The organism is Mycolicibacterium xanthum (assembly GCF_019710635.1).
Taxonomy (GTDB): Bacteria; Actinomycetota; Actinomycetes; order Mycobacteriales; family Mycobacteriaceae; genus Mycobacterium; species Mycobacterium xanthum.
Genome location: NZ_JAIFZS010000091.1, coordinates 1 through 25,689, shown reverse-complemented (window position 1 = coordinate 25,689; position 25,689 = coordinate 1). Strand labels below are relative to the sequence as shown.

The 25,689-nt window shown below is 68.2% G+C and carries 18 protein-coding genes and 1 pseudogene; 14 read left to right on the top strand and 5 right to left on the bottom strand.

Going from position 1 to position 25,689, the window contains the following annotated elements; all coding sequences use genetic code 11:
* Nucleotides 1-341: 341 nt before the first annotated feature.
* Both JDV09_RS25415 and JDV09_RS25410 read left to right on the top strand, forming a co-directional pair.
* The gene (locus JDV09_RS25415) at nt 342-770 is read left to right on the top strand and encodes a signal peptidase II (protein ID WP_221371914.1); all 429 of its coding nucleotides are present in this window, start codon (nt 342-344) and stop codon (nt 768-770) included.
* The gene (locus tag JDV09_RS25410; protein ID WP_221371913.1) at nt 767-1,537 is read left to right on the top strand and encodes a prolipoprotein diacylglyceryl transferase; all 771 of its coding nucleotides are present in this window, start codon (nt 767-769) and stop codon (nt 1,535-1,537) included. Before JDV09_RS25415 ends, JDV09_RS25410 begins: the two co-directional genes overlap by 4 nt.
* On the opposite strand, the gene JDV09_RS25405 is transcribed toward JDV09_RS25410, so the two are convergent.
* Both JDV09_RS25405 and JDV09_RS25400 read right to left on the bottom strand, forming a co-directional pair.
* Nucleotides 1,528-2,517: a LamG domain-containing protein gene (locus JDV09_RS25405; RefSeq protein ID WP_221371912.1), complete on the bottom strand. Its 990-nt coding sequence runs from the start codon at nt 2,515-2,517 to the stop codon at nt 1,528-1,530. The two genes, JDV09_RS25410 and JDV09_RS25405, sit on opposite strands and share 10 nt — an antisense overlap.
* Nucleotides 2,517-5,090 (bottom strand): TlpA family protein disulfide reductase, encoded by a 2,574-nt coding sequence (locus JDV09_RS25400; RefSeq protein WP_221371911.1) that lies wholly within the window; start codon nt 5,088-5,090, stop codon nt 2,517-2,519. Before JDV09_RS25400 ends, JDV09_RS25405 begins: the two co-directional genes overlap by 1 nt.
* A 604-nt stretch (nt 5,091-5,694) precedes the next feature.
* Here JDV09_RS25400 and JDV09_RS25395 point away from each other — a divergent pair.
* Together JDV09_RS25395 and JDV09_RS27190 are read left to right on the top strand one after the other, a co-directional pair.
* Nucleotides 5,695-6,762 (top strand): class I SAM-dependent methyltransferase, encoded by a 1,068-nt coding sequence (locus JDV09_RS25395; protein WP_255606045.1) that lies wholly within the window; start codon nt 5,695-5,697, stop codon nt 6,760-6,762.
* 419 nt (nt 6,763-7,181) lie between these two features.
* Nucleotides 7,182-9,131, top strand: coding sequence for a PE family protein (locus tag JDV09_RS27190; protein WP_304620829.1), 1,950 nt, complete (start codon nt 7,182-7,184; stop codon nt 9,129-9,131).
* A 342-nt stretch (nt 9,132-9,473) separates the two neighbouring features.
* On the opposite strand, the gene JDV09_RS25380 is transcribed toward JDV09_RS27190, so the two are convergent.
* Nucleotides 9,474-9,878 (bottom strand): nuclear transport factor 2 family protein, encoded by a 405-nt coding sequence (locus tag JDV09_RS25380; RefSeq protein WP_372453032.1) that lies wholly within the window; start codon nt 9,876-9,878, stop codon nt 9,474-9,476.
* Nucleotides 9,879-10,093: 215 nt separating this feature from the next.
* On the opposite strand from JDV09_RS25380, the gene adhE reads away from it, so the two are divergent.
* Nucleotides 10,094-12,679 carry a bifunctional acetaldehyde-CoA/alcohol dehydrogenase gene (adhE, locus tag JDV09_RS25375; RefSeq protein WP_221371908.1) on the top strand — a complete coding sequence of 862 codons (2,586 nt, stop codon included), beginning with the start codon at nt 10,094-10,096 and terminating at the stop codon, nt 12,677-12,679.
* A gap of 255 nt (nt 12,680-12,934) precedes the next feature.
* Here adhE and JDV09_RS25370 read toward each other — a convergent pair whose 3' ends face one another.
* Nucleotides 12,935-16,015 (bottom strand): AAA family ATPase, encoded by a 3,081-nt coding sequence (locus tag JDV09_RS25370; RefSeq protein ID WP_308124242.1) that lies wholly within the window; start codon nt 16,013-16,015, stop codon nt 12,935-12,937.
* On the opposite strand from JDV09_RS25370, the gene JDV09_RS27045 reads away from it, so the two are divergent.
* From JDV09_RS27045 to JDV09_RS25330, 9 genes are all read left to right on the top strand, one after another.
* Nucleotides 15,908-16,393, top strand: a complete 486-nt coding sequence (locus JDV09_RS27045) for a hypothetical protein (protein ID WP_255606048.1) — start codon at nt 15,908-15,910, stop codon at nt 16,391-16,393. The two genes, JDV09_RS25370 and JDV09_RS27045, sit on opposite strands and share 108 nt — an antisense overlap.
* 378 nt (nt 16,394-16,771) lie before the next feature.
* Nucleotides 16,772-18,034, top strand: a complete 1,263-nt coding sequence (locus tag JDV09_RS25365; protein ID WP_255606044.1) for a GlnX family signal transduction membrane protein — start codon at nt 16,772-16,774, stop codon at nt 18,032-18,034.
* Entirely contained in the window at nt 18,031-18,993 is a 963-nt protein-coding gene (locus tag JDV09_RS25360) for a glutamate ABC transporter substrate-binding protein (protein WP_221371906.1), read from the top strand. Before JDV09_RS25365 ends, JDV09_RS25360 begins: the two co-directional genes overlap by 4 nt.
* Nucleotides 18,994-19,061: 68 nt before the next feature.
* On the top strand, nt 19,062-20,144 hold the full coding sequence (locus JDV09_RS25355) for a hypothetical protein (RefSeq protein WP_255606043.1): 1,083 nt from the start codon (nt 19,062-19,064) through the stop codon (nt 20,142-20,144).
* Nucleotides 20,141-22,387 carry a serine/threonine-protein kinase gene (locus JDV09_RS25350; RefSeq protein ID WP_221371904.1) on the top strand — a complete coding sequence of 749 codons (2,247 nt, stop codon included), beginning with the start codon at nt 20,141-20,143 and terminating at the stop codon, nt 22,385-22,387. Before JDV09_RS25355 ends, JDV09_RS25350 begins: the two co-directional genes overlap by 4 nt.
* Nucleotides 22,384-23,394 carry a PP2C family protein-serine/threonine phosphatase gene (locus JDV09_RS25345; RefSeq protein ID WP_221371903.1) on the top strand — a complete coding sequence of 337 codons (1,011 nt, stop codon included), beginning with the start codon at nt 22,384-22,386 and terminating at the stop codon, nt 23,392-23,394. The genes JDV09_RS25350 and JDV09_RS25345 overlap by 4 nt, the downstream gene beginning before the upstream one ends.
* Nucleotides 23,381-24,673: a vWA domain-containing protein gene (locus tag JDV09_RS25340; protein ID WP_221371902.1), complete on the top strand. Its 1,293-nt coding sequence runs from the start codon at nt 23,381-23,383 to the stop codon at nt 24,671-24,673. The genes JDV09_RS25345 and JDV09_RS25340 overlap by 14 nt, the downstream gene beginning before the upstream one ends.
* The gene (locus tag JDV09_RS25335; protein ID WP_221371901.1) at nt 24,673-25,302 is read left to right on the top strand and encodes a double zinc ribbon and FHA domain-containing protein; all 630 of its coding nucleotides are present in this window, start codon (nt 24,673-24,675) and stop codon (nt 25,300-25,302) included. Before JDV09_RS25340 ends, JDV09_RS25335 begins: the two co-directional genes overlap by 1 nt.
* Before the next feature lie 3 nt (nt 25,303-25,305).
* On the top strand, nt 25,306-25,482 hold the full coding sequence (locus JDV09_RS25330) for a hypothetical protein (protein ID WP_221371900.1): 177 nt from the start codon (nt 25,306-25,308) through the stop codon (nt 25,480-25,482).
* Nucleotides 25,483-25,527: 45 nt separating this feature from the next.
* Here the strand turns inward: JDV09_RS25330 and JDV09_RS25325 are convergent.
* A pseudogene (locus JDV09_RS25325) lies at nt 25,528-25,689 on the bottom strand (IS5 family transposase); the annotation flags it as partial.

Genomic DNA, 25,689 nt, shown 5'->3' with positions numbered 1-25,689 from the left:
CACGACGGTGTCACAACTCATGCACCACACCGACGCACATGCGAACACCGTCAGGCCAGACACCTTGGACGAGTCGGAGATCCGAACCCCCCCGGATACCCCTGGACACACACTTTGGGGACTCAAGATGCGTCTGGTGTCGGTTTCGAGTCCGGCTGGGGGCACGAAATCGGCATGACACGCGACTGGCAACGACGCGCGCCGTCAAGCGGTTCGTCGCGGTGCCGCGCGGGGTGCGATGGTGGGTGACGGGTCGAAGTGGTCAGCTCAACGAGATGGGACTGCGTGCGCCGGCGCGGTCCATCGGGCTGATGGTGGCCGGTCGGGCGTACCGTCGGATCATGGGTGAGGCGGTCCTGTGGCTGTTGGTCGGGGCCGCGGCTGCTGCGCTGCTGATCGACCAAGCCTCCAAGGGCATCGTCCGCCGAAGACTCGGCATCGACGACGCGCTTGGCCGGGTGCCGGTTCTGCAGGTGCATCGCCTGGAAAATCGTAGTCACGGCTGGCTGCGGATGCCGACGCCGTATGCGGTCCTGGTGTTCTCGGCGGTCGCCGCCGCGAGCCTGGCGGCCGTCCTCCTCGCTCAGGTGAGTGGGCTGACGGCGGGCGGACTCGGTCTGACGCTGGGCGGGGCGGGAGGCAACCTCGTCGACCGGCTGGTCCGCGGAAGCGTCACCGACTTCATCGCCGTGGGTCGCTGGCCGGTCTTCAATCTCGCCGACGTGGCTTTGACGGTAGGCGTCTGCGTGGTGCCACTGGGGCTTCTGTGAACAAGCGGTCCGAACAGTTCTTCCGTCGGCTGTGTCAACCGGACATCGCGGTCGGCGGCCTGCGGTTGCCGAGTTACACCGTCCTTCTTTACATCGGTTGTGTCGCTGGAGTTTTCGCCGGCGTTCTGGCGGGTGCGGCATGGGGGGGTTCGGCCGATCGCATCGCGGCGTCGGCTCTCGTGCTCATCGCGGTGGCGCTGGCCGGTTCCCGGTTGCTCTACATCGTGACGCATGTCGCCCAGTTCCGCCGTGAACCGGCGCGACTGTGGCGGCGCCTCGACGGAGGCGGCGCGTTGTATGGCGGGCTGATTCTGGCGGTGGCCGCCTCGCCCGCGGTGCTCGCCATCACCGGCGTCGGCTTTCTCGAGTTCTGGGACGCGGCATCGGTGATCATGCTGGTGGGCATCGCCATCACGAAGGTCGGTTGCCTGATGCGCGGCTGCTGCGCCGGACGACCGACCGAGAGCGGGGTGGCGATCCTGCTGCCCGACCACCGCGGCGTCTGGCTCAGCCGCGTCCCCAGTCAGTTACTCGAATCCGGTTCTGCGATAGCAATTCTGGTCATCAGCGTCGCAATGCACAGTATCTGGCCGGTGCGCGGCGCCGTATTCGCCGCCGCACTGATCTGCTATGGCGCGGCACGCATCCCGCTGGAACTCACGCGGCTACCGGACGGCTCGCGGTGGAGCAGGACGGTGAATCTGGCGATCTCGCTGAGCCTCGTCGTCTGCGGTGCCGTGCTGGCGATATCGCTCGGTCATGGTTGAGGCGGACTCAGCGCGGCATCCCAGTGGACGCGCAGCGTTTGACCGTCCAGGCACACGTTGTACAGGGCGACTTCGTCGATCCGACCGGCGAAGAACGCTGCGGCCTCGTAGAGTCCGGCCGTGGTCAGGAAGCCCGCTCCGATCCGTGTCGGCGACCCCTGGTTGTAACCGAACGTGACGGGATCGCCCGCTGGAGTGGCCTTGGGATCAGGCTGCATCGTGGCGGGGATCCCGCCGGACGGGTCGACGTACAGGGACGCGGTGCGCGAGGTGAACTGGTAGGTCGCGGCGACGAATCGCCAGCCGTCGAACTGGCTGCCGTCGCCCAGGCTGGCGGTCAACGCGGTGGGGGTGGTGCCGCCGCTACCGAGGCGGAACCGTATCTGCGGCGGCGTACCGGGAAGAATCTCCAGCGCTATGCCGCGAACCAGATTCCCCGCGGCGTCCAGCTCGTAGGAGCCGTACACCACCTGGGGCGCGGCCGGTGACCCGGTCGGCCTGATCCACAGTTCGACCGTGAAGTCCGACGGGGGATTGCGGAGGTTGTCCCAGATCACGTCGACATATCCCTGGGTGCCCAGGAATTCGGCGGAGGTGTCGGCGCTTTGAGTTCCCAGCGCGAGCACCCCGGGCACACCTTTGTTCACGCCGGCACCCGTATACGTGCCGTGCTTGGGTGTCTTCTTCGCCGAATCGGTGGCTTGCGGGTTGGGGCCGGCAGGTTCGCCCAGTCGCCAGTAGCTCACCAGCCCGGCCTGGTTTCCGACCCGGTTCTCGTACTTTTCGTCCTCGGTTGCCTGCTGTTGCTGCTCCTTGGCCTTCTCGGCCTCGTCCTTGAGCTTGTCCCGCTCCGCCCTGGCGTCATCCCGCTCCTTCGTGAGCACCGCGGTGGGGTCGTCCCCCAAGCATCCGGTGAACCCGAGGAGAAGGACCAGCGGCAGCAACACGACCGGAACCAGAAGCAATACGGTGTGACCCATCACTCGGCCGCCTCTCGTCCCGATTCCGCTGTGTCCAGCCCGCGCTCGACGATCTCGCTCGTGCTCTCGGCTGCGCTCTCGGCGCTCCAGACCTCGCCGTCAGGTCCGATGGTCAGCACCGTCGGCCAGATCGCGACGCCGATCCGGTTGCTGACGGCGCCCATGGGGTCGCCGAAGAAGGGGAACGGCAGCCCCAGGTACTCGCGCATGCTTTCCGCTTGCCGGTCGTCGGCGCCGTCGACCACGACGACGACTTCCGCGGCCGTCGATCGCTCCTCGGCGTGCGCGTAGATGTCGGTGAGCTGATTGAGCACGGCCTCCGAAGCGTCGGATTTGTGCTGCACCAGAGCAACTTTCACGCCGGCCCGACCGATTCTGAGGATGTCGACGGGCGGACAGTGGTTTTCCCACGGTTCTCGCGCAGGCCTGAACAGCAGACCCGGCCTCACCCGTGCGAAGGCGGCCGGCATGAGCAGCGGCGCCGGTCGCGGGGTCGGCGCGGGCATCACACAGGCGTCGATCGCCCGGTTCAGGCCTTCGGCGTCGATGCGGCCATCCCGCATCCATGTCACACCCCCGTCGGGGCTGAGCAATCTCCATGCCTGCTCGTCGGGTGGCAGACCCAGCGAGGAGGCCCATGTGCCGCGGACGTCCTCGTTGACCGCGGCGGCGAGCCCCAGGCCTTCGGTGAGACGGGTGAGGCGATCCACCGCGACCCGTACCTCGTCGCGCTTGCTGTTCTCCGGGAACAGGACCAGCACGGTGAGACCGGCATCGGGCCGCCGAAAGCCGGTCAGTGCCGAGGCGAGCACATCGAGGCTGTCGGGGTCGAAGCGCTCGCCGACGGAGTGGATCAGCGTGTTCGGTACCGGTCCCACGCCTGCCCGCGGGTTGACCACCGACAGTTGTGAGAACGGGTTTTCGGACGACATTGCGGCGACATGCTTCAGCATCGGTCGCACGCCGAACGGCACCGCGACGTTGAATCCGTAGAACCTGCATTTTTTCAGCTGGATGTGGGTGCGGCCGCCGGTCACAGCATCGATCCGGCTGCCGTGGATCGTCACGCACATCTGCCCCATCCCGTCGAGGCCCGGCAGCGTTTGTTGACCCATGATCAGCCCCATCGGACCCTTGTTGGCGCGGGGCCGGCGGAACAGGAAGCGGTCGGCCCGGTGCGCGGTGCCCGCGGGTGTGGTTTGACCGAACCATGTCCACGTCCAGTCGAAAGACTCGATACGACCTCCGGGAATCCAACTGAGCAGTGCGGTGAAGCCGTCGCCCGATGGGGTGGTGTCGAACTTGACCACCGGGCGCGCCCTGCGCTGCAGCGAGATCGTCCCGTACAGGATGATTCCGGCATTCCGGAATTCGGCGTCGTCGATGGTCGCGTCGGCGTGATCGTCCAGAGTCCGCAGCTGATCGATCATCTCCCCCTTGCGGGACGTCATCGCGGCGAGCTTCGGCACTGCCTGCGAGCAGGCGTTGTCCACCGCGTTGGAGAGGACGTTCTGCACGCTCTTCTGCACGTACTTGCTCGTCGTCACCTTCCAGGAGCCGGGGGACAGCGTCAGCGATTCCGTGCCGGCGTCGAAGCTGAGAACGAGACGCTGTTCGAAGCTGAACGTGACATTCGGCAGGACCGATCTGGTTCGGGCACCGCCACTTCCGGTGAACACGATCTCGGCGAAGGCGCCGTGGGCTTCCCAGGTGGCCGTGAAGTCGTCGTTCACGTAGACGCGGTAGACGGTGTCGAACCCGAACGGGCCGCTGACCGAGACCGGTATCGACGGCATGGCGGCGACGTTCGCCTTCATGTCGTCGAGTGCCTGGCGTGCGAACGACATGAGGTACTCGGCGTCGACCCTGATGGCGAAGTCCGAATTCCGGCGTTCGGTGCTCACCACGGTGCCGATGTCACCTACCGGGCCGCCCGACAGGGCGAGCGGCATGATCACGCAGTGCGCCAGGCTCATCATCTGGCCGCGGCGGAACCGCGGCGAGACCGGATGCGGAGCCGCTTCGAAGCGGCCGGCCAGCTGGTAGGCGAGTTGGCGGGTGACGGCGGGGATCGGATCGGTCGCAGGCGGCCCCGGCACGATGGCGACGAGATCGCTCAGGGACACGTCGTCGGCGGTTGTGCCACGGAACGAGACGGTTTCGTGGTCGACGCGGATCCACAGGTGGCTGTTGGCCCGGGTGCGCCACCCATGACAATTCGGATCGATGTCGTCGATGCGGTAGCGCGCCCTCACCTGTCCGTTGATGAACGCCGGGAACGGCTCGGTGCCCGGATCGGCACGGAAATACGCGCGCACGTCGACGGTGAGCCAGAACCGATCCTTCGAGTGGGCAATCAATTCGATCGACGGGGACCCGATCTGTGCGTAGACGGTGCCCCGGACCCCGTCGAGCGCATACGTGTCGCCGAGGCGGTCGACGAAGGAATGCGGGAAGCTGGGCAACGTCGGGTTGGCGGAATCGTTCTGATGCAGGCTGGCCAGAAGTCGATTGATTGTCTCGATACCGATTTCGAGGACTGCCTCGCAATCGCCGGTCAGGGAATTCACCATCGTCGTCTCCCGTCTGCCCAGCTCAAGTATGGATTGACGGTGTCGACGGAATCGCAAAACGGACGAACTGTTCGGCTGCCCACAGGAGCAGCCGTCGGCGCGGGGAGTCTACGGCGCGGCAACGCCGATACCGGGCGCCGATCTCACCCGGCGCCCCAAGCAACCGCCGGAGCACCGACCCGTCCCAACGTGGCGGGCAGGGCCGAGGACGCCGAGCTGTCCGGAGGGGCAACGGCTTCGGTCGAGAACTCGCTGGGGCGGTAAGGGCCGCACGAGCCCGGGTCAGCAGCACGAGAACTCTCGTCGCGTCTCCCTCCGTGCGGTACGCTGGCGCTCAAAGAACAGTGTTATCCGCGGTCCCTCACGGGTTCTGCTCGAATTCATTCGGCGCAACGGGAGTCGCGGAGTCTCCGGGGAAGCCGAGCTAGTCACCGGACATCGGAAACGATTAGCCGAGCCGGCCACTCGGTGTTGATGAGCGGTCGCGCTCGTGGTCTGGGTGAGCGTGGTTCCGGTGCCCGCGGATGCGCCGCCGCCCATCCTGCTGACGAATCAGCCGAGCGACTGCGTCACGCCGATGTGCGCGTCGAAAGGAGATGGAATCATGGTCGCGATCAATGCCGTCGACGAGGAAAGACTGGAGCAGGTACTCGGTCAACTGGTGACCGATATGGGTGCGGCGATGAACGGAAGCCTCGTTCTGATCGGCGTCGAGCTGGGGCTGTGGAAAGCCCTCGACGAGCTGGGGCCACTGACCGCTGCGGCGCTTGCCGAACACACCGGGGTGCGCGAACGCTACGTGCGCGAATGGTTGTCGGCGCAGGCTGCGAGCGGTTACCTGACCTACCAATCGCAGGACGAGACGTTCACGTTGTCGCCCGAGCATGCGATGGCGTTCGCCCGGGAGGACAGTCCGGTCTACCTGGCGCCCGGCTTTCATCTCATCAGCGCAGCCTTCAAGGACCGCGACGCGATCACCGAACGATTTCGCAGCGGGCAGGGCTTCGGCTGGCACGAACACGATCCCGAGTTGTTCACCGGTACCGAGCAGTTCTTCCGTCCCGGGTATCGGGCCAACCTCGTCGCCAACTGGCTGCCGGCGCTCGAGGGCGTCGTGGAGAAACTCGAAGCGGGAGCGACGGTGGCCGACGTCGGCTGCGGGCATGGGGTGTCCACCGCGCTGATGGGCGAGGCGTTTCCGAAATCGACCGTGCGGGGGTTCGACTATCACGACAAGTCGATCGACCGCGCCAGGTCGGTGGCCGCCGAAAAGGCCTTGGGTAATGCCGAATTCGCGGTCGCCTCGGCGACGGACTTTCCCGGCACGGGATATGATCTGATCTGCTTCTTCGACTGCCTGCACGACATGGGCGATCCCGTCGGCGCACTGGCTCATGCCGGTCAGGCGTTGGCCGCCGACGGCACGGTGATGCTGGTCGAGCCCTACGCCAACGACGCGCTGGCCGACAACCTCAACCCCGTGGGCAGGATGTACTACGCGGCCTCGACACTGCTGTGCACCCCGTCCTCGCTGGCCCAGCCGGTGGGGCTGGGGCTCGGCGCACAGGCCGGCGAGCGGCGCCTGGCCGCCATCGCCGAGCAGGCCGGGTTCAGCCGGTTTCGCAGGGCCGCCGAGACGCCGTTCAACCTCATCCTGGAGGCGCGGCCCTGACACGGGGTAGGCGCTGGGCTACGAATTCTTGCAGGATCTGAGAGACCACCCGCAGGCCGGCGCCTCGGGTGATCGGGCCGCGACCGCCCGGCGTGCCGCGGCAATGGGCCTGGCGTGTAACAGGTTTCCCTCCTGCCCCAGGCGTTCCACGAATGCATCCAGCGACAGGAGGCGTTAAGCGCCGCTTTGCTCTCTCTTCATCGGCAACAACCGAAAAGCCGCCCATTAGCCCCTTAGCTGTGAGTAAGCTGAGAGGCGAGCGCGCGCCAGCAGAACACCAACCCTGGAATCAGTGGTCGGCCGATAAGGAGCTGGCGATGGAGTTCGCCACAAAGAATTCTGCAATAACCGCGACCCTCGCAGCAGGAGTCTTGGCTGCGGCCGGCACTGCCGTCCCGGGCGAGAACCAGCCACCGGCGGTGATTTCGCCACCGCAGATCGCGACCACAGGGGCACCGCTGGTTGTCGGCACGGTGGCATCCTCGTCACCGAACTCGCCGGCCGGCCTCGCCGCTCCGGTGATCGGATCGTCGCCACCCCAGCTGTTGGCCGGGGGCGGACTCGGCCCACCCGGCGGTGAGGTCGGCGGGGGCGAATCGGCGGGCCCGACGTCGGTACCGTTCGCGCTGGCGGATCCGATGCCACCGCAGGGTGGCGGCGGTTCCGGTGCCCTACCGGATTCGAACGTGTTCGTGCCCAAAGCGTTGCAGGAAGTGGGACAGTACGGCGGCGCACCCGCGTCCCTCATCGGTGCGCCGGCGTCGGCGGCCCTCGCGCCTGGCGACTTGCTGAGTCTGCTGCTGGCCCCGCGGTGCGGGCTGATCTGTAACGGCGCCGCTGGTGCGCCGGGCGAGCCCGGTCAGGGCGGCGGGTGGATCGCCGGTGTCGGCGGCCCCGGCGGAGACGGCGTCGCGCTGGGGGAGGCCGGTGGAGCCGGCGGCCCCGGCGGGTTGCTCATCGGCTGGGGCGGGCCCGGTGGTGCCGGCGGGCCCTCCGGCCAAGGTGGCCCGGGCGGGATCGGCGGGTTGCTCATCGGCTGGGGCGGACCCGGCGGAGCCGGCGGCCTGGGCTCGCCGACCACGCCGGGTGGTGACGGCGGTGACGGTGGTGATGCCGCATTCCTTTTCGGCACCGGCGGTGAGGGCGGTGAGGGCGGCTACGGCAACTGGGGCGGCGACGGCGGTGACGGCGGTGACGGCAGCCTGTTCGGCTTCTTCACTTTCTTCGGCCTCTTCGGTGACAACAACGGCGGCGGTGACGGCGGTGACGGCGGCTACACGCTCTCCGCCGGCAATGCTCTCGGCGGCGCCGGTGGTGACGGCGGTGACGGTGGGTGGATCGGCAACGGGGGCGGCGGCGGCACCGGCGGTGGTGCCGAGAACACCATGGCCGGGCCCTTCGGCACTGTCGTAGCCGGTCCTGGCGGTGACGGCGGCGACGGCGGGGCCATCCTCGGCAACGGTGGCCGCGGCGGTGGCAGCAGCTATGCCGAGGCGCACAACGGCATCGCCGTGGGTGGCCTCGGCGGCGACGGCGGCGACGGCGGGTTCATCGGCGATGGCGGGGATGGGGGAAACGGCAACGTCGCCGGCAGCGTCGACGGGTCTGCCAGCGGTTCGGGCGGCGACGGCGGTGACGCGGGCTGGTTCGGCCGCGGCGGCGACGGCGGGCGGAGCAACGACCTCGGGTCGGGCAACATCCCCGGCACCAAGGTCGGCGGTGACGGTGGCGACGGCGGTGACGGAGGGCTGATCAGGGGCGACGGCGGCGACGGCGGCGACGGCGGCGACGGCGGCCTGTGTTCGTGCGACATCTTCGGCGGGGACGGCGGTGACGGCGGCGACGCGGGGTTGTGGGGCGACGGCGGCCTCGGCGGTGACGGCGGAGGCGCCGCGACCAGCGGCACCAACGATCGCGACGCGGAGGCCGGCGACGGCGGCGCCGGCGGGAACGGCGGGGCGATCATCGGGGACGGCGGCAGTGGCGGTAACGGCGGAGCCGCCGATGTGGAAATGGCCGACGGCGCTGCGTTCGGTGGTGACGGCGGCGATGCGGGCGACGCGGGAAGCTTCGCCAACGGCAGCGGCGGCGATGGCGGGGGCGGCGGGGACGCCAACTCCGACAACGGAGACGCCACCGGTGGCTCGGGCGGCGACGGCGGCGACAGCGGTATCGGGTTCGGCGGCATATCGGACGGCGGCGACGGTGGTGACGGCGGGGATGGAATCGCCCTCGGCGGTACCGGCGACGGCGGCGACGGCGGCAACGGCGGCAACGCCGGACCCGGCGGCACCGGGGGTTCGGGCGGCGACGGCGGCGACGGAAGCAGCAGCGACGGCAACGACGGCAGCGACGGCGCCAACGGGTAGGGCGTCATGGTCGACCGGGAACACCGGTTCCGGCTCGTCCACGCGGGTCACCTGCAAGATCAGAACACGCAGGGTCGGGTCGTCGCCGACGCCGGCGCGACTTGTCAGGCGGCGATCATGACATGGTCAAGGCGCTTGTGCTGCAGCAGATTACGACTGGCTCGTGCGTTCGGCGCAGCGATGCCCGCTTCTTCTGCCTCGGCCGTCACCATCGCTGGGTGCGATGGTAGACAAGGTGCGACCCCCTGTCGCGCAATGACTTTTCCCGCTGAACACAACAAGGTCCGGGCGGCGGACCTGGCTTCGCCCAGGCAGTGGGCGCAGTTGCCCCTGTGGCGACGCTCAACCGGTGGACGCGGTGCCGCCCTGCTGCAGTAGTTTGCCCATTTCGGGAACGACGGTCTGCAGGGCCTTGAGCGGTCGCAGCATCACCTTGACCGAGGTGATCCTGCCGTCATCGTTCCAGTGGATCATGTCGATGCCGTTGACCTGGATGCCACCGATGTCGGCGGCAAACTCGAGCACCGCCGAGTGGTCGGCGTACCACTTCTCGACGTAGTGGAAGCCTGTGTCGGCGAACAGCTTCGCCGCGGCGGCCAGGTAGGCGGCGGTCTTGGCCCGGCCCTCCTGCGGTGTGAGAACCGCCGGTGAGTAGAAGACAGCGTCTTCGGCCAGCAGCCCGTGCAGTTCGTCGGTATGGCCGGTGTCGATGATCTCGATCCAGCGTTGAATCACCGGTGGTGTCACACCGCAACAGTAGCGGCCGGGCTCAGCGTCGGGTGGGCAATCGGCCACGCATTCATCACCGAACACGGCTTCGCCGAGTGACCAAAGTCCCCAGTGTGCGCAAATCGGTCCCGCGGTGGTCACGGGCGACGTAGCGTCCGGTTCGGGTCCTCCAGACATCAAGGGCGCGACATGACACCGACACATCCCGGCACCGCTCGATCCGTGGTCGACGCATGAACGAGCCGGTCCCGCCCGATGGGGACAGAACACGCGAAATCGACTCGATGGTCGACGCTGCAGCCGACGCGGCTCGGGAGTTCCGCAAGCTCGGCCAGGACGAGGTCGACGCGATCGTCGAGGCGATGGTGCGTGCGGGACTTCGCGCCGCCGCCGAGTTGGCCGCGGTGGCCATCGAAGAGACCGGCTTCGGCGTGTTCGAAGACAAGGTGGTCAAGAACTACGTCGCCACCGAGTTCCTGCACGACTACCTGCGGGACAAGAAGTCGGTCGGCATCGTCGACGAGGACATCGAGAACAACATCCGCTATGTCGCCGAGCCGATCGGGGTCGTGCTGGCGATCACCCCGGTGACCAACCCGACGTCGACCGTCTTGTTCAAGGCGATCGTTGCCGCCAAGACCCGCAATGCGATGCTGTTCCGTCCCTCCCCCTACGCGGTGCGCTCCTGCGAGCGCAGTGTGGAGATCTTGCGGGCCGCCGCGGAGTCGGCCGGAATGCCACCGGGTGCGCTACAGGTCATCCCGGACGCTGCCCACGAGGTGACCCACTATCTGTTCAAGCATCCGAAGGTCGACTTCATCTGGGTGACCGGTGGACCGAAGATCGTCGAGCTCGCCAACGCGTCCGGTAAGCCCGGCGTGAGCGTCGGCCCCGGCAACGCCCCGATCTACATCCACAAGACGGCCGATATCAAGGGCGCGGTCGTCGACATGCTCATCTCGAAGACCTTCGACTCGTCGGTGATCTGCCCGGCCGAGCAGACGTGCATCATCGATGACGAGATCTACGACGAGGTCATCGCCGAGTTCGAGCGGATGGGCGCCCGCCTGCTCAGCGACGACGAGGCCGCGAGAATCGCGGACTTCGCGTTCGGCTGTGGCGACAAGGTCTCGCTGGACGCGGTGGGGCAGAAGGCGTCCGAACTGGCCGCGCGGGCCGGCTTCACCGTGTCGCCGACCGTGATGGTCCTGCTCGCTCCGCTGCCGTCCGACCTGGACGAGCTCGCCGCCCATCCGCTGGTGCAGGAGAAGCTGATGCCGGTGCTGGGCGTGGTGCGTGCGCGCAGCCTCCAGCATGGCATCGAAGCCGCCGTGCTGGTCACCGAGCATGGCGGGCTGGGCCACACGTCGGCGATCTACGCCAACGACGAAGACGTCGTCGATGCCTACGGCTTGGCGGTGCGCACGGGGCGCATTCTGGTCAACGCGCCGACTGCGGTCGGCGCTCTCGGCGGCATCTACAACAACCTCACTCCGACCTTCTCGCTGGGCTGCGGCACCTGGGGCGGCTCGAGCACCACCGAGAACGTCAACTACCGCCAACTGCTCAACATCAAGACCGTTGCGCACCGGCGGACCCCGCCCCAATGGTTCCGCGTGCCGTCGAACACCTACTTCAACGAGGGTGCTCTGGACAACCTGCGCGACCTCGACTGCGAGGCGGCGATGGTGGTCACCGATGCGCTGACCGAGGAGCGCGGTGTGGTCGACCAGTTGCGCAGTAAGTTGCGCACCCATCATGTGCACGTGTTCAGCGAGGTGACGCCCGAGCCGGATGAGGCGACGATCCGGCGCGGCGTCGCGCTGCTGCAGCGATCAGAGCCCGACGTTCTGATCGCCGTGGGCGGCGGCTCGGTGCTGGACGCCGCGAAGGCGATGCGGTTGTTCTACGAACATCCGGAGAAGAGCCTGGACGAGCTGACGATGCCGTTCCTCGATCCCCGCAAGCGCGTTGCCGACTTCCCGACCGATCGGCACCGGCTCCAATTGGTCGCCATCCCAACGACTTCGGGAACCGGATCCGAGGTGTCTCCGGCGGCGGTGCTGACCGTCGGAGGCCGCAAGGAGACGCTGGTCGACTACAGCCTGGTGCCCGACCTCGCGATCGTCGATCCGATCCTGACGTCGACGATGCCGCCCGCATTGACCGCTGACACGGGCATCGACGCGTTGACCCACGCCCTGGAAGCGGTGATCTCGATCTTCGCTTCGTCCTACACCGACGCGTTGTGCGCCCAGGCGGTGCGGTTGATCTTCAGCGCGCTGCCTCGCGCGTACGCCGATCCCACCGATATGTCCGCGCGGACCGACATGTCGAACGCGGCGACATTGGCGGGCCTGGCGTTCTCCAACGCGTTCGTCGGCACCAACCATGCGCTGGCCCACGCCGTCGGGGCGAGGTTCGGGATCGCGCACGGCCGGGCGAACGGCATCTTCCTGCCCCATGTGCTGCGCTACAACTCGAGCCTGCCGAGCAAGTTCATGCCGGCCCCCGGGTACTCGGCCTACGTGGTGCCCGAGAAGTACGCGCAACTCGGCGAACTCGTCTTCGGCGGGCATGAACCCGAGGACAGCAGGCAGCGCCTGTTCCAGGCCGTGGAGGATCTGCTCGACCGCCTCGACATGCCGCGCTCACTGAAGGAGTACGGAGTGCCCGAGCAGGAGTTCCTGTCCGCCCTGCCCGACCTGGCGATGACGGCCTTCGAGGATCTCAGCAACCGCACCAACCCGCGGATGCCGCTCGTCAGCGAGATCACCACGTTGCTTCAACTCGGCTACTACGGTGAGGCAGGGGCCTGACCGTTTCGCCCGGTTGCCGGAAGCGCCCGGCCGTTCTCGAAATCCCCCGGTGCCGATTCGAGTACGACTGGGAGCACCGACGAACATGCACCCGGTCGACCACGAAGCACGTCGGGGCGTGCCAGAGGCGTTCTTGAATGTACGAAGCCGGCATTTCACGGGGTGTGCCGGCGCGGTCTCTACGTCCGCTGACGCGAGACCACAGTGGGTTTGAACTCGGCGATCTCAGATAGCCATATCTCGAAGAGCTGACGTCTAGGATACGAGCAGAGCCCGCGCATCCCGCAGATCCTGGGTTTCCCAACCCTCGGCGAACCAGCCATATACCGGAGACAGCAGCGCGTGCGCATCGTCGAACCGGCCCTGGCGTCGCCAGAGCCGGGCCATGCTGATCGCCGCGCGCAACTCGAAGGACTTCGCGTGCTGCCGACGGGCGGTCGTCAGCGCCTCGTCGAAGAAACGCTGCGCCTGCACTTCATCCGGACTGGCGGGGAGGAGCAGCAATTCGCCTCGGGTCCGGGACACTTCGGCGGCGTACAGTCGCTCGTCGTTGCGCAGAACCCACGTCGTTGCCTCGTCCAGTGCCTGCAGACCCTCGTCGATCTTCCCGAGCGATCCGCACGCGTCCGCGTACAGCGTGAGAAACCAGGGCCACACCGAACCCATGCCCATTTTCCGGCGCCGCTCCATGGCTTCGCGGATGTCTGCGATTCCGGCGGCGACATCGCCCTGCTGCACCAGAGCCCAACCTCGGGGGAGCAGACACCAGAGTTCGACCGCTCGCATCCGGTGCTTTGCGCCGATCTGCAGTGCTTCGTCTGCGTGGGCGAAGCTGGTCTCGGCGTCGCGGCACAATTGGGCCAGCTGTGCGGAGAAGAGCAGCGACATCCCCACGCTGAAGGGGTGTCCGAGTTCTCGTGCATGCGCCACCGTGCGTTCCATGGCGATCGCCGCCTGCGTCGGGTAGCCCAGCGCCCATCGGGCGAGTGCATCGAGATACCCGCACACGATCCCCGGGTTCTGGTTGTAGCTGGTGACGACGAGGACATGCTGATCCGGCTGGTAGTGGTCCAGCCCCTTCCTGCTGTGGTCCCTGGTATCGGTGAAGTCGCCCTGCCAGAACGCGACGTAAGCCACCATCCAGTGCGCGGCGGCCAGAATCAACGAATCATCCTGCTGGACAGCAAGTGCCAGAGATTCGTTGGCGAGCGAACGCGCCGATGTCATGTCCCCCCGCACAATCTTGGCGTTCGCCAGCCCGGCGAGTGCGGGGGACAGCTCGGCGGCGCTGGTGCCGGCGCGTCGGCCGAGCTCGCGGGCACGCGCAAAGATGTGCTCGCATGAATGCGGGCCGGCGATGGAACTTTGTGCCGGCCCGAGCTGCAACAGCAGCGAGAGTTCCTGTGCGTCGCGCCGTGCAGTCTTCGGCACTTCCTCGAGCAGTTCGAGACCGCGGCTTGCGTGGCTGATGGCTTCGTGGTTGGCATACCGTTGCAGCGCCAGCCGGGCAGCGTCGAGCCAGTAGGGAATCGCCTTCTCGGTGAGACCGGCGGCGGTGTAGTGATGAGCGAGCAGTTCCGGGTGGGCGGAGACGACATCGGTGAATTCGGCGCACAGGGTGCCGGCGATTCGCTGGTGATTTACCTGACGGTCGGTCTTGAGGAGCGAGTGATACGCGGCCTCCTGGATCAGCGCGTGCTTGAAGCGATATGTCGATCGGGGCGGCTCGTGTCGCTGATGTAAGAACTCGGCGGACACCAACCGCTCGAGGGTTTCGCAGAGTCGGTCGTCGTTCCAACCGCTGACAGCCTTCAGTAGCCGGTAGCTGAAATCGCGGCCCAGCGTCGCCGCCAGTTGCGCCAACCATTTCACCTCGGCGAGACGATCCAGCCGAGCCATCAGTGAGTCGTGCAAGGTCGACGGCACGGTTAGTGACTGCAAATGGCCTGTCAGTTCGAAGCGATCGTGATGCTCTTCGAGCATGTCGGATTCGAGCAGCATCTTGGTCAGTTCCTCGACGAACAGCGGAACGCCGTCGGTCTTCGTCACCACCTCGTGCATGACCTCGCCGGGTAGCGATTTGCCGCCGGCCACAAGGTGGGTCAGTTCGGTGACCTCGGGCTCAGCCATCCGGCCCAGCCGAATCCTTTCCACCGAGGGGTCGTCCGGCCACGGTGCATCGATGTCGGGACGGTAGGTGAACATCGCCAGGATCCGGCTTTCGGAGATGCGATTCACGACGATGTCGAGGAGTTCCTGTGTGGTCGGGTCCACCCAGTGCAGGTCCTCCACGACGAAGAGGACGGGTTGACGTTCGGCTCTCCGGACGAGGATGGTCAGCAGAGCCTCCAGCGTGAGTGCTTTGCTCTCCGAGGGCGTTATGTCTGGTGCCGGATACCGCGGGGACGGTGGCAGCGAGAGAAGCGACATGAACAGCGGCATGGTCGACTCGAGCTGGAATCCGTGCTGCACCAGGAAGCCCTCGAGGGCGCGCATCCGCTGCTCGACGGTCTCCTGGCGGTCGAAGTTCAGCGCGCTCCGCTTGATCAGGTCGGTGACCGGAAACAGCGCGGTCTGTTGGTAGTAAGGGGAGCACTGACACAGCGTCAGCCATGCGCCGTCGTCTGCGACGCTGTCGGCGAGCGCCCGCGCGAGCCTCGACTTACCGATTCCTGCCTCTCCGCCGACCAGCGCAACCCGCCCCCGGCCGGAGATCGCTTCCGCCCAACACCTTTGGAGTTGATCGAGCTCACGCTGCCGGCCGACGAGGGGGGTGGGGGCGTCCCCGAGCGTCTCCACGCGGGTGCGCGCCGTGCTCTCGTTCAACACGTGAAAGACCTCGAGAGGCGTTGCCACACCTTTGAGATGCGGTGTGCCCAAGCTGATGCAAGAGAACGCGCCCCCCAGCAGCTGATGGGTGAGTGCGCCGATCACCAGCGTGTTCGGCTCTGCGACGCTCTGCAGGCGGGCGGCGATGTGGGGCGTCTCGCCCAGCGCGATCTCGTCGCCGTGTCGGCGGTCGCCCGCTTCCCCGATTACGACGGGCCCGGTGTGACAGCCGACCCGGACCGAGAACGAGGCGCCGTGCTCAGCAGTGACCACGGCGTCCAGTCGCCGCACCGCCTCGATGATCCCGAGCCCGGCGCGCACGGCGCGCTGCGCGTCGTCCTCGTGCGCGTAGGGATAGCCGAAGTACACCAGCAGCCCGTCGCCGAGGTAGAGCGCGACATGACCGTCGTACCGGGCGATCACCTTGGTGCAGGTGTCGTAGTAGGCACCCATCAGTTCGTGCCACTCCTCCACGTCGAAGCGGCCGGCGAGGGGAGTCGAGTTCACCAGGTCGCAGAACAACAAGGTGAGCTGTCGCCGTTCGGCGGTTGGTCGACGGCTGGCCAGGACGGCGGCGTCGGCGGCAGACTCGATTGCCGGCCGGGGGGGTTCAGCAACCCAGACCAGGCCTTTTCCGTCTTCTGCGACGTTGTCGGCGTGGCTGTAGAGAAGTTCTTCGCGGACGATGTCCAGCTGCTCTCGGGTCAGCTCGAACTGGGCCTGGACCGCCCGGTACGAGACGCGGCGCCGCCGCTGCACCAGGTCTTTGACCTGGTCAACCACGGTATAGAGGTCCATCGGTATGTCCGCCTCCCGGTGCGGCGGTACCAGCCATATCAATGGTGCGCCGCCATCGTTCATGGAGGACGATTTCAGCGAACATGAATTGCCCTGCGGTCGGCGCTCGAAATCACCCCGCCGGGGTGATGACATCCCGCTGAGGCGCAGTCGAGTGCACAGCTAACTTGTTGGTATGTCTAGGAATCAAGCACGCTGGCGGACCGGCGGCGTGGCAGCGGCCGGCACGGTCGGTCCGCCCGTGAGGTACGTTTGCGCAGCCTTCAGAGGCGGATGGGCGGACAGCCAGTCGGCCATCGATTGCGATGACGCCCCGTTCGGCATACGTCCCTGGCGCGTAGTGGCTCCGGCTGAACAGGACGGGGCCGCCGGTGAATCGATCAATGGCCGCGAATCGATCAATGCCCGCGACCTCGGCGGCGGCAGCGTTTAAAATCACCCCGAGGGACGAGGGCGGTGAACTGTATGAGCTCTCCGCGCACCCCGGACGCGCGGGCGTCGGTGGCGTGGCTGCGGCGCTTCGGTCGGACGACGCCCGGCGTCCTCAGCATCATTGCGGTGGCCGTCGCGGTGGCCTGCGTGATCACCGGGATCGTGTGCTCCGCTCAACTCGGCGGGCGCATCGCCGGCAAGGACAGGGTGCTCGACCAGTCCGAACCGTTCGCCTTCGCGGCGCAGAACCTCTACGCCGCGCTGTCGGCCGCCGACGCCGCTGCCGCGACCGGATTCCTCTCCGGCGGAGTGGAATTGCCCCAGGTGCGGGCCCGCTACCAGCAGGCCCTCGCGGATGCGTCGTCGGCGTTGGCCGATGTCACCGCCGGCACCGGCGACGCCGAGACCCGAACCGCGGTTGCGGATATCTCCGCCCAACTCAACGCCTACACCGGCTTGGTCGAGTCGGCCCGGGCGAACAACCGGCAGGGCTTCCCCATCGGTGCGGCCTACCTTCGGGAGGCCTCGTCGCTGATGCAGGACGGGCTGCTTCCCGGCGCCGAGAAGGTCTTCACCGGCAGCCTGGCCGGCGTCGAGCAAGGGCAGGACTCGATCAGCGCGTTGCCCACGCTCAGCCTGGTCCTGTTGTTTCTGGTGCTGGTGGCCATCGTCATCGGTTCGCTGATCGCGGCCCGCCGCACCAACCGGGTGTTCAACCTGGGCCTGGTCGCTGCAGCGGGCGCGGTGCTGCTGGCGATGGTGTGGATTCTCGGTGTCACCCGACTCGCGGCCGGCGACATCGCAGAAAGCCGGGTCGACGGTACCGATCGTTTCGAGCACCTCGCGCAGGCCCGCATCCTGGCCCAGCAGGTGCGCACCGAAGAGACACTGCAGTTGATCGCTCGCGGCGACATCACGTCCAGCGAGGAGTCGGTCGACGCCGGCTTCGACGACCTGACGGCGATGTTGAGCCAGGGTCCCGAGACTGCGGCCGCGGGGCTGGAGAGTTGGCAGGCCAGCCACCGCGGCAGCGTGCAGTCCTACCTGGGCGGTGACTACCCGGCGGCGGTGGACTTGACCGTCGGCGGCGCCCCCACCTCGTCGGCGGCGCACTTCACCGCGGTCGAGGACGGCCTGCGTGACGAGATCGCGCAGACCCGCGACACCATGCGCGACCGGGTGTCCGCGGCGGGTGCGTGGCTGGCATGGAGTCCGACCGGGACGCTGGTGCTGATGGTGCTGGCCGCCGCGGCGGCCCTCGTCGGGTTGTGGCCCCGGCTCAAGGAGTTCCTATGAGAGCACGCTTGGTGACCATTGCGGTGGCGGTCGCACTGGCCGTCGGTGGGTGTGGGTCCTCGACGCCTGCGGTGTCGGTGTCGGTGGCACCGGTCACGCCGACCCCGGCCGGGGCCGAAGAGGTCACCACCGCACCGGAGGTGGCCGACACCGACTGCGACATCGAAGCGAGCCTGCGACCGGGCCCGTTGCCGCCGCCCGGTGCGATGCCGCCCGGTTCGACGATGGCCGCCATCGCCGAACGGGGACGCCTCGTCGTCGGCGTCGACCAGAGCACCTATCTGTTCGGATTCCGGAACCCGTCGACGGGACAGCTGGAGGGATTCGACATCGCGGTGGCCCGCGAGATCGCCCGCGCGATCTTCGGCGACCCGAACCGCATCGACCTGCGTGTGGTCACCGCCAGCCAGCGCGAAACCGCGCTGACCTCGGGGCAGGTCGACCTGGTGGCCCGGACGTATTCGATCACGTGTGACCGCAAAGAGAACGTGGCCTTCTCCACGGTGTACTTCTATGCCCAGCAACGCATTCTGGCGCTCAAGGGATCGGGCATCACCTCCACCGCTTCGTTGGCCGACAAGCGGGTGTGCGCCGTGTCGGGCACGACCTCGATGGCCGCGCTGTTCGCGCTCGACCCCCGGCCGACCCTGTTCGGCGTGCGCAGCTGGACCGACTGCCTCGTGATGCTGCAACAGGGGCAGGTCGACGCGATCAGCACCGACGACGTGGTCCTGTTCGGGCTCGCCGCACAGGACCCGACGGTGCAGGTGGTCGGTGCCAGCATCGGCAACGAGCCGTACGGCATCGGTATCAAGAAGGAGAACGAGGACCTGGTCCGGTTCGTCAACGGTGTCCTCGACCAGATGCGCCGAGACGGCACGTGGGAACGTCTCTACGACGCCGGGTTGAGCAGCCTCGGCCCGTCGCCCGGCCCGCCGCCCGCACGCTATCAGGACTGACCGTGACCGCGCTGAGCACCGACGAGATCGACCGCGAAATTGCCTCGCGGACAAACGAAGTCACGGCGATGTCGACAACTCTGGTCGAGCTGGACAACCACCCGGGGCTGCAGCACGTGCGGCGCTATCCGCCGCAGGGTGCCACGGCCCGGCGGTGGGCGGAGGTCGAGCCGGCGCTGACCGCGCTGTGGGAGGACCTGGGCCGGATGACGACGATCCTGGAATCGGCGCGGACGCTGCGCTCGGGGGACTCCAGGCTCGACGACGACGAACGAGCCGAGCTCACCCGGCTGCTGCGGGAGCCGTCGCTGGAGGTCTCACGCCACCGTGTGCCGTTCGCGCAACGCAACCTCACCGGGCCCGGCGAAACCGTCGTCTATGTGGGGCTCGCCGACACCGCCGACCGGATGCGGGCGGCCTATCCGGCAGTCGCCGAGTTCCTCGACCACGTAGACGCGGTCAACGCCCTGATCGCCACGGGGCTGGCGCCGGCACAGCAGAAGCTCGACGACGCCGGCGTCAGCGGGCCGGAGGAGATCGCCGAACTGCTGGCGGTCTCGGCCACCGACCCCCTGTCGCTGAGTACCGCCGAGGTCGAGGAGCGTATCCGGGCGATCACCGCCGACATCGACCGCAGATCGGCCGAACTCGCCGAACTGGCTGCCCTGCGGGAAAATTGGGGTACCGCACTGGCCGAAGCCGAGTCCGAACTGGACGCTCTGGACGCCGCCGTCGTGGCGGCCGCACAGATCCGGGCCGAGGCTGAACAGAAGGTGATCACCGGCCCGTTTCCGGTGCACGCCGACGCGACAGCCGGCCTGCGTGCGGAACTGACTGCGCTGACCGTCGAGGACCCGGTTGCGCTGCGGTCGCTGCGGGGCAGGATCGGCGCGGCGCTGCGGGTGGCGCACGAGGATCGCGAGCTCGCGCAGGGCCTGCTGGATCGGCGCGCCGAACTCAAGGGCCGCCTGACGGCGTATCAGGCAAAGGCCGCGCGGCTCGGCTTGAGCGAAGATCGGGACCTGATGGCGTCCGGCGGGATCGCGTCGGGGCTGCTGGCGCGGCGACCGTGCGACCTGCGCGCAGCCACCCGCGCTGTGGCCGACTATCAGCAGATGATCGCCGAATTGCAGGAGAGGACGACGGGATGAGGTGCGCCGAACCGGATTGCGGCGGGACGGTGGTCGACGGGTACTGCGACCTCTGCGGCACCGCCCCCGCGGAACCCACGGCGTCGGGAGCCGACGTCGGCACCGAGGCGGCGGTTTCGGTCGCCACGGCAGCGGCGGGATCGGTCGCCACGGCGGCATCGGCCCCGTCCACGCGGTCGGCGCGTACGGCACGCACCGATTCGTCGCGGTCGACGAGCACACGTGGTCGCCTCGGCGCGGGAATCGTGACCATTCCGCGCGTCCCACGAGGTGATCCCGCCAAGGCGATCCTCGCCGACCCGCAGGTTCCGGAGGGCCGGAGGTTCTGCGGAAATCCGGCCTGCGGCAAGCCCGTCGGACGCTCCAGCAACGGCAACCCCGGGCGCACGGAGGGATTCTGCACGCAGTGCGGCACCCGGTATTCGTTCGTGCCGACGCTTTCCCGCGGTGACCTGGTCGGCGCGCAGTACGAGGTGCAGGGGTGCATCGCCCATGGTGGCCTCGGGTGGATCTATCTGGCCGTCGACCGCAACGTGCACAACCGCTGGGTCGTGATCAAGGGTCTGCTGAACTCCGCAGACGCCGATGCGATGGCCGCCGCCGCGGCCGAGGTCCTGGCCCTGGCGGAGGTGGAGCATCCGAACATCGTGCGGATCTACAACTTCGTCCAGCACATCAATCCCGATGGTTCTCCGGTCGGATACATCGTGATGGAGTATGTGGGCGGGACGTCGCTGAAGCAGATTCGCAAAGCCCGCGGTGGTCCGCTGCCGCCGGACCAAGCCGTGGCCTACATGATCGAGATCGTGCCCGCGCTCGGCTACCTGCACACCCAGGGCCTGGCCTACTGCGACTTCAAACCCGACAACGTGATGCAGACCGACGAGCAACTCAAACTCATCGACCTCGGTGCGGTCATCGCGATGGACGACAAGGAAAGCGCACTGTTCGGCACCGCCGGCTACCAGGCGCCCGAGATCGCCCAGACCGGTCCCACCGTCGCCAGCGACATCTACACGGTGGGGCGCACCCTCGCCGTACTCGTCATGGACGTGCCCCAGGAGAAGGGGCACTTCGTCGAGCAGCTGCCCGGGCCGGACACCGAGCCGGTGCTCGCCGAGCACGATTCGCTGTACCGTGCGATACGCCGCGCCACCGATCCCGATCCGCAGCGGCGGTTCACCACGATGGACGAACTGGCCGATCAGCTCACCGGGGTGCTGCACGAGATAGCCGCGGCCGGCGGGGCCAAGCCACGGTCACGGGTGTCGAGTTTCTTCAGCCCGCAGCGTGCGGTCTTCGGCACCGACTGGGGGGTGCCGGTCGAACCGGCGCAGGTGCTCGGTGCGCTTCCGGTGCCGGTCGTCGATCCGAACGACCCGGGTGCGGCCATCCTCGCGACCACCAGCGGCACGCCCCCGGCCCAGCTCGAGCACGCGTTGAACCTCGCCAGGGGCGGTGCGGAGCGGGGAGAGGGTTCCTCGGTCGAGGTCCCCCTGCGTCTGGTGCGGGCCGCTCTGGAGACCGGCGCCCCGGATGACGCGCGGGAGCGGATCGCCCATCTCGAGGCGAGGCTGCCGGGGGATTGGCGGCTACTCTGGTATGGGGGACAGTGCGCCCTGTTGGAACGTGAATATGCAAAGGCTACAGCTGATTTCAGTATCGTACTGGACGCGTTGCCCGGCGAGCTCGGGCCGAAGTTGGCGCTCGCGGCCGCCGCGGAGCCGCGCGGGGCGTACGACGAGGCGGCACGCTTCTACGAGATCGCCTGGCGCACCGACAACACCCTTTACAGCGCGGCGTTCGGGCTGGCGCGGATGAGAGCGCGCACAGGGGACCGTGCCGGGGCAATTGCAGCGCTCGACGAGGTTCCCGCCGGGTCCGCGCACCATACCGCCGCGGGTGTGGCCGCCATCGAAGTCATGCTGGTCGCCGGTGAGCCGTCCGATCTGGACGAGCAGGTGCTGGTCGAGGCGGGGCGGCGTGCGGCGGGGCTGGAACTGGAGTCGGTGACCAAACGGGCGATGATTCAGATGCGGGTACTCACCGCGGCACTGGGCTGGCTGCGGGCCGGCAATGTCGCCAAGGCTCCGCGCCTGCTGGGGGTGACGTTCGACGAACCCGGAATCCGGTTCGCCACCGAACGCTGCTACCGGGACCTGGCCCGGGGCACCGTCGACACCTGGGAGCGGATCGCACTGGTGGAGAAGGCGAATACCGTCCGCCCGAGGACGCGGGTATGACAGGCCGGCCGGCGTGCCCGACATGCGCCACCCCCGTCACCGACGGTGACCGGTTCTGCGAGAACTGCGGCGCCGCACTCGCGGAAGTGCGCCAGATCACTGTTCCGCGAAGCGAACTCGAGGCCGACGGGCCGTGCACGGACTGCGGCAACGACACCGACGCGCAGGGCTACTGCCTGGTCTGTGGCCACCGGCGCTCCGCGCCGGACCGCGACCGGGCGGAGTTGGATCGGGTCGTGCTGATCACCGACCGTGGAATTCACCACGCCGGCAACGAGGACGCCGCCGCGGCGGGGATGCTGGGCGCCGGTGTCACCGGTCGCCCGCCTGCGCTCGCGGTCGCGGTCTGCGACGGGGTGTCCACCTCCGTCGCTGCCCACAAGGCGGCGACCGCCGCCGCCGCGGCGGGCGTGAGCGCGATGCTGTCGGCGATCACCGCCTCCGACGACGACAAGGAGGCCGTGTCAGCCGGCCTGGCGCAGGCGGCCGCCGCCGCGGCGAACGCCGGGACCGACCTGGCCGACTCGCCGTCGTGCACCTACACCGGCGCGCTGGTCACCCGGGATCCCGGGGGCGCGGCGCGGATCACCGTCGGCAACGTCGGCGACAGCAGGGCCTACTGGCTTCCCGAGGCGCCCGGGATCCCCGAACGGCTGACGGTCGACGACTCGCTGGCTCAGGAACTCATCACCGCCGGATCGGCCGCTGATTCGGACGTCGTGCTGCGTGGCGCGCACACCCTGACCCGGTGGCTGGGCGCGGACGCCGAGCCGATTTCGGATTCCAGCATCCGGACCGTCACACCGCAGGGGCGCGGTGTGCTGCTGCTGTGCTCGGACGGCCTGTGGAATTACCTGCCGGAGGCCGCCGACCTGGTGCCTTTCGTCGCGGGCGCCGACCCGGGTGTGGGTGCGCAGGCGCTTGTCGAACACGCCCTCACCGCAGGTGGAATCGACAACATCACCGTCGCGGTGATCCCGATCGGAGGACCAGATGAGTTCAGCTGACGAGCATGGCATCTCCGTCGATGTCGACCACAACCCCTATCTCGCCGAGGGGGCGGGCACGGTCGACGCGATCGTCACCATCACCGTCGACGATGCGGTCGCGGCAGCCGCGGCGCCGGCCGAACGGGTCGAGGTGATCATCATCGACGTCTCCACCTCGATGCTCTCGCCGGAGGGCAAGTTCGATGCGGCCAAGCGGGCCACCGTGGCGGCGATCAACGAATTGGTCGACGGAACGTACTTCACGATCGTCGCAGGCAATGAGTCGGCCGCCCCGGTGTACCCGGCCGACGGCCGCGCCGTGCATGCCGGCGCCGCGACCAAAGCCGCTGCCCTGCGCGCGCTCGAGGCGCTGCGGCCCCGCGGCGGCACGGCCATGGGTACTTGGCTGGCCTACGCGAGGGGGATCGTCAGTCAGCACCCGGGCGCTCTGACGCACGCGATCCTGCTGACCGACGGCAAGAACGAGCACGAGACGCCCGAGGAACTGCAGGACGAGATCGCGCGCAGCGAAGGCGAGTTCACCTGTGACTGCCGGGGTGTGGGCACCGCGTGGCGGGTGGAGGAATTGCGGTCGATCTCGTCGGCGCTGCTGGGTTCGGTGGATATCGTCGCCGACCCGGAGGACCTGGCGGACGACTTCGCCGCGATGATGCGTGCATCGATGGGTAAGACGATTCCCGACCTCACGCTGCGGGTGTGGACACCGGCGGGGGCCGGCGTCGCCTTCGTCAAACAGGTCGCCCCGACCGTCGAGGATCTGACCGCCCGTCGCGTCGAAACCGGGCCGCTCACCGGTGAATACCCGCTCGGCTCCTGGGGTGACGAGGACCGTGACTACCACATCCAGGTAGAGGTGGAACCAGCGGATGTCGGCCGCGAGAAGCTCGCTGCCCGGGTCACCGTCGTCGGCGGCGACGACAAGCTGGGCGAGGGCCTGGTGCGGGCGGTGTGGACCGCCGACACCGCGTTGTCGGCCCGGATCAGTCGCGGTGTGGCGCACTACACCGGGCAGGCGGAGTTGGCCGAGGCCGTGCAGGAAGGCCTGAGCGCGCGCAAGAGTGGCGACGTGGCGACCGCGACGGCGAAGCTGCAGCGTGCGATGGAGCTGGCCGTGGAGTCCGGCAACAGCGGGACCGCCAAACTGTTGCGGGGCGTCATCGAGGTCGACGAGCGCACCGGAACCGCCCGGCTCAAGCGCGAAGTCGCCGCGGCCGACGAGATGGCACTCGACGCGCGATCGACGAGGACGGCGCGCGTACGCAAGGAGGAACCCTGATGCCGACCTGCAGCGAAGGACACCCATCGACGGCCGCGGACTACTGCGATGTGTGCGGCGCCCCCATCGGTGCGCCCGCCCCGGACCGCAAGCCCGCCCCGGACACCCGGTCATCCGAATGTCCGGCGTGCCAGGCTCCGATCAGCGGACGGTTCTGCGAGGCGTGCGGACACGACTCCGCGTTACCCGCCCCGGCAGCGCCGCCGCCATCGGGGTCGGCGCCGGCGCCGGCGCGGTGGACGGCCGTCATCACCGCAGACCGGGAGTTCTACCAACGGGTCCTGGCCCGCGGCGGTCCTGACACCGTGGAGTTCCCGGAGTTCTTCCCGGCGCGCCGCATCGTCCTGGGCGACACCACGCTGATCGGACGGGGCAACCGGGACCAAGGCGTGCAACCCGATATCGATCTCGGTATTCATCCGATCGACTGGGGTGTGTCGACCCAGCACGCGGTGCTGCGGGTCGGCGAATCTGGGCTGACCGTCACCGATCTCGGCTCGACCAACGGGACCACGCTCAACGGTGGCGAGGATCTGCTGAAGCAGGGTGACGCGGTCCCGTTGGCCGACGGCGACCGTATCCACGTGGGGGCGTGGACCACGATCACCGTCGTGAGCAGCGCAGGGTAGAGGGTGGCGGCGCGCAAGAAGTCGGCCCGACAACTCCCACCGGTGGTGGCAGGTGCGGCCGCCACTGATCGGCGGGGGCCGTCGACCGGCCTGGTCATCGACAGGCATGGCCGCGGTGTGCACGACGTCGACGAGCGCATCGGAGCCCGCCAGGGCCGCGACGTGCCGCACCTCCGGTAGCGGCCGAATGTCGGTCTCGGCCCGCTCGGACGCCGTCACCCTCGTCTAGGGCGTGTCTCCCGATTGTGGGGTGCCGACGCGGGCATGGATGACGGCGCAGGCCAGCAGAACGCCGCCGAGGTAGGTCAGGGCGTACTTGTCGTAGCGGGTGGCGATGCCGCGCCACTGCTTGAGTCGGTTGAAGCCTCGTTCGACGGTGTTGCGCAA